At 68.9% G+C, this 8,114-nt stretch carries 7 protein-coding genes; 1 reads left to right on the top strand and 6 read right to left on the bottom strand.

Annotation, left to right across the window (positions count from 1 at the left end; translation table 11 throughout):
• Positions 1-43: 43 nt before the first annotated feature.
• Positions 44-1,339: a nucleotide sugar dehydrogenase gene (locus HCX50_RS09630; RefSeq protein ID WP_091033992.1), complete on the bottom strand. Its 1,296-nt coding sequence runs from the start codon at positions 1,337-1,339 to the stop codon at positions 44-46.
• Positions 1,340-1,399: 60 nt separating this feature from the next.
• Positions 1,400-2,473, bottom strand: a complete 1,074-nt coding sequence (locus tag HCX50_RS09625; protein ID WP_167634039.1) for an acyltransferase family protein — start codon at positions 2,471-2,473, stop codon at positions 1,400-1,402.
• An 84-nt stretch (positions 2,474-2,557) separates the two neighbouring features.
• Between HCX50_RS09625 and HCX50_RS09620 the strand changes: the two genes are divergently transcribed.
• Positions 2,558-3,832, top strand: coding sequence for an ArnT family glycosyltransferase (locus tag HCX50_RS09620; RefSeq protein WP_091033997.1), 1,275 nt, complete (start codon positions 2,558-2,560; stop codon positions 3,830-3,832).
• Here HCX50_RS09620 and wecB read toward each other — a convergent pair.
• The 4 genes from wecB to HCX50_RS09600 are packed head-to-tail and all read right to left on the bottom strand — an operon-like array spanning position 3,778 to position 8,113.
• Entirely contained in the window at positions 3,778-4,839 is a 1,062-nt protein-coding gene (gene wecB, locus HCX50_RS09615) for a non-hydrolyzing UDP-N-acetylglucosamine 2-epimerase (RefSeq protein ID WP_091033999.1), read from the bottom strand. The two genes, HCX50_RS09620 and wecB, sit on opposite strands and share 55 nt — an antisense overlap.
• Positions 4,840-4,848: 9 nt before the next feature.
• Entirely contained in the window at positions 4,849-5,943 is a 1,095-nt protein-coding gene (locus tag HCX50_RS09610; RefSeq protein WP_167634037.1) for a glycosyltransferase family A protein, read from the bottom strand.
• Positions 5,940-7,055 (bottom strand): glycosyltransferase family 4 protein, encoded by a 1,116-nt coding sequence (locus HCX50_RS09605; protein ID WP_167634036.1) that lies wholly within the window; start codon positions 7,053-7,055, stop codon positions 5,940-5,942. Before HCX50_RS09605 ends, HCX50_RS09610 begins: the two co-directional genes overlap by 4 nt.
• Positions 7,052-8,113, bottom strand: coding sequence for a glycosyltransferase family 4 protein (locus HCX50_RS09600; RefSeq protein WP_167634034.1), 1,062 nt, complete (start codon positions 8,111-8,113; stop codon positions 7,052-7,054). Before HCX50_RS09600 ends, HCX50_RS09605 begins: the two co-directional genes overlap by 4 nt.
• Position 8,114 lies beyond the last annotated feature (1 nt).

Raw genomic sequence — 8,114 nt, 5'->3', positions numbered from 1 at the left:
GACAGGGCCGACAGATGTCGGCCGCCCGCTCTTCCTCGCAGCGCTAGGCCGCCGTACCGACGACGATGCGGGGCGTGCCCGTCCATCGCTCGGCGTCGGTGGCGGCGCGTCCATCGACGAGCAGCTTGACTCCGGGCAGCTGGGCGGGAGCGAGCTCGCGGTAGTCGGCGTGGTCGGTCTGCAGGATCGCGAGGTCGACCTCGTCGCCGATCTCGTAGGGCTCGAAACCGAGACCGCGCAGTTCCTCGTCAGTGTAGAGCGGATCGTGCACCCGCACCTCGGCACCACGATCGCGCAGCGCCTTCACCGTGGGGAAGACTCCCGAGAAGGCCGTCTCCTTGACGCCTCCGCGGTAGGCGGCACCCAAGACGACCGCGCGCTGCCCGGAGAGGGAGCCGAGGATGCCCTCTGCCTGCGCCACCAGACGCTCCGGCATCGACGCGTTGAGCTGGCGGGCGACCCGCACGATGTCCGCGTCGGGGTCGGTCGCCAGGTAGAGCCGCGGGTAGACGGGGATGCAGTGTCCGCCGACGGCGATGCCAGGCCGGTGGATGTGGCTGTAGGGCTGAGAGTTGCAGGCTTCGATGACCTTGTAGACGTCGATGCCGTGCGATGCCGCGAAGAGGCCGAACTGATTGGCGAGACCGATGTTCACGTCACGGTAGGTGGTCTCGGCGAGCTTCGCCATCTCGGAGGCCTCGGTGCTCCCGAGATCCCAGACACCGTTGGGGCGGGGCAGGTCGGTGCGCTCGTCGAACTGGAGGACGGCCTCGTAGAACTCGCGCGCACGGCGGTTCCCCTCGGCGGAGAGCGCGCCGATGAGCTTCGGGTACTTGCGGAGGTCTTCGAAGACGCGCCCGGTGAGCACGCGCTCCGGCGAATAGGCGAGGAAGAAGTCCTCGCCCTCCGTGAGGCCCGATCCCTCTTCCAGCATCGGCTTCCAGCGGCTGCGCGTCGTCCCCACGGGCAGGGTGGTCTCGTAGGACACGAGGGTTCCCGGCGTCAGGTGCTCGGCGAGCGACGCGGTGGCAGCGTCCATGTACTTGAAGTCCGGTTCCCAGGTCTCGTCGTTCACGAAGACCGGCGCCACCAGCACGACGGCATCCGCGCCGGGAATCGCCTCGGCGTAGTCGGTCGTCGCACGCAGACGACCGGCGGGGATGAGCTCGGCGAGTCGCTCCTGGAGGTGCGCCTCGCCGGGGAAGGGCTCGCGCCCGGCGTTGATGGTGTCGACAGCCTTCTGGTTGACGTCGACTCCGATGACGTCATGGCCGGATGAGGCGAACTGGACGGCGAGGGGGAGCCCGATCTTTCCGAGGGCCACGACGGCGATACGCATGGGGTCCAGTCTACGGGCCCGTGGGTGCCCCAGAGCTCCCCCGCCGCCGTGTGACCGCGGTCAGAAGATGCGCCCGATCACCGGCACGCGACGCAACGGCACGACCAGTGCGAACGACAGCACCACCACGATGAGCCAGACCAGAACGGCCGACACGACGGACGTGGTCGCCGCGTCGGCGAACCAGGGCACCGACCGCACGGCGATCAGGAGCGCGAAATGCACGAGGTAGACCCCGAAGGTCGCTTCCGACAGCGTCCGGATGACCCGCCCCGCACCGGTGCCGACGTCCCCGGAGAAGAGACTGTTGACGAAGACGAAGAGAGTGAGGGCGATCACGACCGTGACGGGGCCGAGATAGCTCTGCGGAAGCAGCGCTGCGAGCAGCGACGCGGGATCGACGGAACCCGCCTGAAGGATCGTCCACGCGATGGCCGCCGCCGCGATCGCGCCGCACGCCCACATGCGCGCACCGGTCAGTCGGAGATCACGCAACGCGTAGCCCGCGACGAAGTAGCCGACGTAGGGCAGCCACTGCGTGAGCGCGCTCAGGATGATGGGCGACGGGCTCCCCGCCCACGCCAGCAGCGCTGACGTCGAGTACGTCGCGACCGTGACCAGGATGAGGACCCCGCCGAGAACGAGCGCGCGCCGACGTCCCCCCTCTCTGAGGAACGGGGCGAGAACCGGTGCGATGGCGTAGAGACCGACGATGAGCCAGAGGAAGTAGAGGTGAGTGTACGGCTGCCCGCGCAGGACGAGCGCGAGCATCGTCGCCGCGCTCTCGTCGAGCCCGCTCATCCACTGCCGCACGACGATCAGATAGAAGACCTGCCAGAAGATGAAGGCCGGCGCGAGCCGCATCAGACGCTGACGATAGAACGCGGCGGGGCCGGCGGCATGCGGCCGCGGGTCGAGCAGGAGGGCGCCGCTGATCATGACGAAGACCGGGACCGCCCAGATGAATCCGGCGTTCAGCGCGACCGCCACCCACCAGGAGCGGGATCCCTCCAGCTCAGGAGAGGAGCGCAGCGCTCCGAACGTGTGGATGCTCACCACGCCGATGATCGCCACGATGCGGAGGATGTCGAGTCCCCAGCGTCGGTGAGTGAGGGTACCTGGAAGCGATGTCACCCCCGTACGCTATCCCGTCCACGACCCGCGCATCGAAACCGCCGAGCCGCCACCGCGAAACCTCCGTGCTAGCGTGATATCGCCATGGCACACTCTCCCGCGCGCACCTGGTTTCTGCGCCACCGCAGCACGCTCCTCCTGTGGACGATCCTCGCATCGACGTTCCTCCTCACGTACGCCACGTATGTGAGGTGGTACCGGATGTTCTATCCGGACTCGCGCTACTACCTCGCCATGGCCTATCTCTTCCTCGGCAACGATCCCGAGACGGCCCGGCAGCTCACCGTGGACTACGCGGGCCCGCGCAACATCGACGTCCCCCCGGTGGAGGATCTCTTCGGATGGGGCCTGGTGCAGCCGCGCGTGGTCCTTCCGACACTCAGCGCCCCGTTCATCGCGCTCTTCGGTCCAGCCGGCCTCGCCGTCATCCCCCTGCTGGCGACGGCAGCGCTCATGGTCATCGCGGTGATCATGCTCCGTCGTCGCTTCGGCACGCTCGTCGCGCTCCTCATCGGCCTCCTCCTGAACACGTCGATGTTCCTCGTCTCCATCGGAACCGGGATGCTCACCGAGGGCCTCTCGGCGCTGTTCACGGCCGTCGCACTGCTGCTCGCGTGGCGTTGGCTGGAAAAGCCCCGCCCCTGGATGCTGATAGCGATCGGCGCGGTCACGGTGCTCTCGGCCTTCACGCGCCAGGCGACCCTCATCATGGCCGGCGCTTTCATCGCGGCCTGGGTCATCGGCTCACTGATCGAGCGTCGCAACAGCCGCATGATGCTCCCCGCGATCATCGTGGGCGCGGCGACGATCGGCTGCCAGGTCCTGCAATCGCTCATCTTCCCGTCGTTCTCGCAGCTGGACCAGTTCCTCATGCAGGCCGGGGCGAGTTCGCTCGGCGAAGCCCTCCTCAACGTTCCGCGCATGGCGTTCGACATCGTCAGAGCCGATGTCGTGACGATGCTGCGAGGCGACCGTTCACTGCTCGTGCTGATCTGCCTCGCGGTCGCCGGGATGATCATCTTCTGGCGGCGCGTGGAGTCGCATCTGCTGCTCGGTGCCATCGCCGCCACGGCGATCTACAACATCACGAACGGCACGCCCACGCAGTTCCGGTACGCGACTCCCGGACTGATCTTCTGGCTTCTCGCCGCCGGGATGCTCGTCAGCGCGACCGTGACCTGGGTGCAGCGGTCACGGACCAATCCGACCGGCCTTCCGGGCGCGCGCGATGACTCCGATCCCGTGGCACGCGAGTCGGAGGCGTCGGCCGAGCCGGAAAACGTGTCCCAGCCGGACGACGGGCCTCAGCCGGCGGACAGCACCTCGACGACGCGCCGCGCCGCGGAGCCGTCTCCGTAGGGAGCCTCGTCGGTCGGCGACGGGGCAGGACGTGCGACGGTCTCGGCCAGGACCGACGGGTCTGAGACCAGGGCGTTCCAGCCGAGCTGCACGGTTTCGACCCACTCGGTCTCGGTGCGCACCGTCGTGCACGGCACCCGCAGCAGGAAGGCTTCCTTCTGCAGCCCGCCCGAATCGGTGACGACGTGTCCGCTGCTGAGCACCGCTGCGATGAGATCCCGGTATGCGAGGGGTCGGTGCACGCGCAGGTTGCCCTGCTCGAGATCGATGTCGGCTTCCGCCGCCTTGGCGACCAGCCGCGGGTGGGCGAGCAGGACGGTCGGAGTGGCCAGCGCGCCCAGCGCCTCGATGATCTGCGCGAGGCGTACCGGGTCGTCGGTGTTCTCGGCGCGGTGGATGGTCGCGACCTGGAACTCGCCGGGAGTGAGCCCCAGCTCGTCGATGAGCACGGAGGGCTCGCCCGAGAGCTCGTCCCTGGTCGAGTAGAGGACGTCCGTCATCACGTCGCCGACGAGGACGGAACGGGCCTCGAGCCCCTCATCGGCGAGGTGCGCCATGGCGACCTCGGTCGGCGCGAGCAGGATGTCGGCCGCGTGATCGGTGAGCACGCGGTTGTGCTCCTCGGGCATGCGACGGTTGAACGACCGCAGGCCGGCCTCCAGGTGCGCGACGGGAATGTGCATCTTGACGGCGCTCAAGGCGGCCGCCACCGTCGAGTTCGTGTCGCCGTAGACCAGCACCCAGTCCGGTGCGTGGGCGTCGAAGACGGCATCGAGCTGTCCCAGCATCGCGCCGGTCTGCACACCGTGACTCCCCGAGCCGACACCGAGGTGCACGTCGGGGCTGGAGATGCCGAGCTCGGAGAAGAAGATGTCCGAGAGCATCGGGTCGTAGTGCTGACCGGTGTGCACGATGACGTGTTCCACTCCGGCCTCACGCGCGGCGCGGTCGATGGGGGCGAGCTTGACGAACTGCGGGCGGGCGCCGACGACGCTGAGGATCTTCACCCTACGATCCTATGCGGCGCGCGCCGCCCGTCGTGCCCGGCGCTGTGCGAGGAGCGAGGCCGAGAGGAAGCGCAGCGGGGCGTCACGGTCGAGCGTGCGGTGCAGCGAGGGCGTGAGCATCGCGCGGGGCTGCGCATACCGTCGCCGCCGTTCGACGAGCGCGGCGACGTCTTCGACCGGGGCGTTCGCCCGGAGCCGATCGATGAGCTCGCCGTCGAGGCGCGAGAGCGAGCGCAGCGCCGAGGGCGCCGACCTCAGCAGCGTCTCCAGCGCGGACGCCGCATCGCTCACGGCGGTGGCGTCCAGCTCACGTCGGCCCAGCGCCCCGAGCACGTGCACGCGGATGAGTTTGCGGGTCACAGCCGCCCGGGCCGTCTCACCGAGACCGCCCCACGTGTCCTCGGCGACGAGCAGCGGCGCGAAGGCGAGCTCGGTCGCGAGAGTTCGAGCGGATTCCGTGACACGGTCGACAGCATCGTCGCCGACGAGGTACGCGTCGCCGTCGGCCGCGGCGACCACCGTGCGCGCACCGAACCACAACCGGATGCTGGGGGCGATGTCCTCCCCCGTCTCCAGCCCCTCCACGGGGCGCGCGTGTTCACGGAGGTCGGCGGAGAAGAGTCCCATCGTGCTCGTGCGATAGCTCAGACGGTCACGCACCGGGTCCAAGACGACACGGCCGGGACGGCGCGGTGGGGTGGGGAACCCCTCCCCGACCGCGGGGATCAGCATCGCCGGCAGTACAGCGTCCGCTCCTCTTTCCTCGGCGCGACGGACCCAGCCGTCCAGGGCGCCGGGGCTGAGTCGATCGTCGGAGTCGATCTTCGTGAACCACGGAGCCCTCACCCGGTCGAGGGCGAAGTTCATCGGTCCGGCCGGCGACGGGATCCCGTCACGGAACCCGACGACTTCGACCCTGGCGTCCTCGGCATACGGCCCGAGCGCCGCTCGGATGCGATGCTCCTCGATGTTGTGCGCCACGACGAGAAGACGCACCGGCACGTTCGTGTGCTCGAGGACGCTCTGTGCGAGTCTACGCACCGGCCGCGATGCGGAGTGCACCGGAACGAGCACGTCGACCTGTGCGGGCGTGGCCATCGTCATCGGCCCGCGATCGTGTCGATGGCGCTCTTCCACACCGGCATCTGCGCTTCTGCGGACAGCTCGCGTGCCGCGTCGGCCGCCGCCGCCTTGAATCCGTCGACCCCCTGCGGGGTGAGTGCATCGAGCGCACGCGCCACGGCGTCGGCGGAGAAGTCGTCGGAGACGACACCCAGTCCGTGGCGCGTCAGCGTCGCGGCCATCTCCGGCGACGGTCCGATCACGAGCCCGAGCCGGGCCTGCACGTACTCGAAGAACTTGTTCGGCATGGCATACGCGTTGTTGTAGTTGGTGGGCGCGAGGATGTGGATGCCGACGTCGTACCCGGCGAGGGTGTCGATCAGCGAGTCGAACGGTACCGGGTCATGCATCCGGACCGTCGGCACCCGTGCTGCCGCCGCCCGGAGCTCTTCCAGATACGCCGGATCGTTCGGCGGGAGATACAGGTCGAGCGTGACATCGGCGGAGGTGCGCTCCATCGCCTCGATGAGCGTGCCGAGTCCGCGATTCCGCAGCGCCGCACCGGCGTGGACGACCCGGATCGGCGACGGCGTCGGGTGAGGTTCGCGCTCCGAGTAGGCGGGCGCGTTCATCACGAGCTTCGTGTCGAAGGCGAACTCGCGTCGATAGCGGTCCGCGATCGCTCGGCCGACGGTCGTGGTGGAGGATGCCTTCGAGACGAACTTCCGCAGCTGCCAGCGCAGGAACGGGGCGACGAAGAGCCGGAAGGTCAACTTCTCCGTGTGCAACGTGGGCGCGTACTCGTGCAGATCGACGTGGAAGCCCTTGGTCGGCGCGAGGCCGGCGGCCACACCGGCGGACTCCACCTCGTTGGCGAGGATCACGTCGAATCGGTGGCCGGCGAGATGGTCACGCGCCCACGCCAGGGCACGGTTTCCCCAGTACGCGCGGCGGTACTGTCGGGCGATCATCGCCGCGCGGGGATAACGCCAGACCGCGAGCTCTTCCGGGATCTCGAAGTGCTCGACGCTTCCCTCGGGCTTGGGCCCATAGCCGCAGGTGACGATCTCCCAGTCGTCTTGGAAGAGCTCGATCTGACGCCGCACCCGAGGGTCCGACTCGATTCGGGAGAACGAGAGGACGAGCAGCTTCATCTTTGTCCCTTCCTGTCCAGCGCCGTCTCATAGACGGCGTCGAAGGCGGCACGGCGCGCGTCGTCCGAGAAACGGAGCTCTGCACTGCGGCGGATCTCATCGCGGTCTCGATCCAGAACGTCTTCGACGGCGGCCGCCCAGTCCGTCGCGTCCGTCGTGCCGACGAGTGCCCCGTCCTCGGCGCGGACGAACTCGGTGTGGCCGCCTTCATCGCCGACGACGACGGGGAGTCCATGACGGAGCGCTTCTGCGATCGCCACTCCGAAGGTCTCCCCTTCCGTCGGAAGGAGGAAGACGCGAGCCGAGCCGAGCAGGCCCGAGATCTCGGCGGGATCGACGTTGCCCCGCAGCTCCACGCGGTCTCGAACCCCCAGTTCGGACGCACGCGCGAGCACACGAGCGCGCTCGGGGCCGTCGCCTGCCCAGATGAGACGGGGGTCCCGGCCTCGTCCCACCAACGCCGCGACGGTTTCGACGGCGAGCACGGGGCGCTTGCGTCCGATGAGCCCACCGACCCCGACGATCACCAGGTCGGTGATGTCGCGTGGCGGCTCCACCGGCGCTGACACAGCGTTCGGTACGACGACCGTCGGGCCAGTCCGCGTGCGGCGGACAGCGGTGGCGAGCTGCTCGCTGACAGCGATCACCACGGCTGGATGCTGAAGCAGTCGCGCCATCCAGCCCCCGACCACGCGCACCGGGAGAGGCGCGGTACGCGGGCTGAGCAGGCCGGACCAGTGCTCCGTGTGCACCCACGGAACAGACAGCCTTCGTGGCACGGCAGGCAGCGCGGAGATCGCGTGGCTGTGCACGATGTCGACACCGGCGGCACGTTCTCGGATGGCTCGACGCGCGCGACGGATCCCCCGGAGCGACGCCGCGGCATACGGGATGCGTTCGACGGCCGCACCGTCGAGCGGTCGATCGGTCGACGTGCTCAGGTGCAGCACCGACACCTCGTGGGACCGGCGGAGAGTCTCGACGTCGCGTTGCACGAAGACGCCGGTCTGCGGGTTCTCGACGGTGGGATACCACGGGGTGACGATGAGGATCCGCATC

Source organism: Microbacterium sp. B19(2022) (assembly GCF_012030385.1).
GTDB classification, from domain to species: Bacteria; Actinomycetota; Actinomycetes; order Actinomycetales; family Microbacteriaceae; genus Microbacterium; species Microbacterium oxydans_B.
Note: the sequence above shows the minus strand (reverse complement) of the source record. Positions and strands in the feature narration are given on the sequence as shown.

Excerpts from the sequence above, each read along its gene's own strand:
- HCX50_RS09630 (WP_091033992.1), bottom strand. The coding sequence starts at position 1,339 with ATGCGTATCGCCGTCGTGGCCCTCGGAAAGATCGGGCTCCCCCTCGCC.
- HCX50_RS09620 (WP_091033997.1), top strand. The coding sequence starts at position 2,558 with ATGGCACACTCTCCCGCGCGCACCTGGTTTCTGCGCCACCGCAGCACG.
- HCX50_RS09610 (WP_167634037.1), bottom strand. The coding sequence starts at position 5,943 with ATGACGATGGCCACGCCCGCACAGGTCGACGTGCTCGTTCCGGTGCAC.
- HCX50_RS09605 (WP_167634036.1), bottom strand. The coding sequence starts at position 7,055 with ATGAAGCTGCTCGTCCTCTCGTTCTCCCGAATCGAGTCGGACCCTCGG.
- HCX50_RS09600 (WP_167634034.1), bottom strand. The coding sequence starts at position 8,113 with ATGCGGATCCTCATCGTCACCCCGTGGTATCCCACCGTCGAGAACCCG.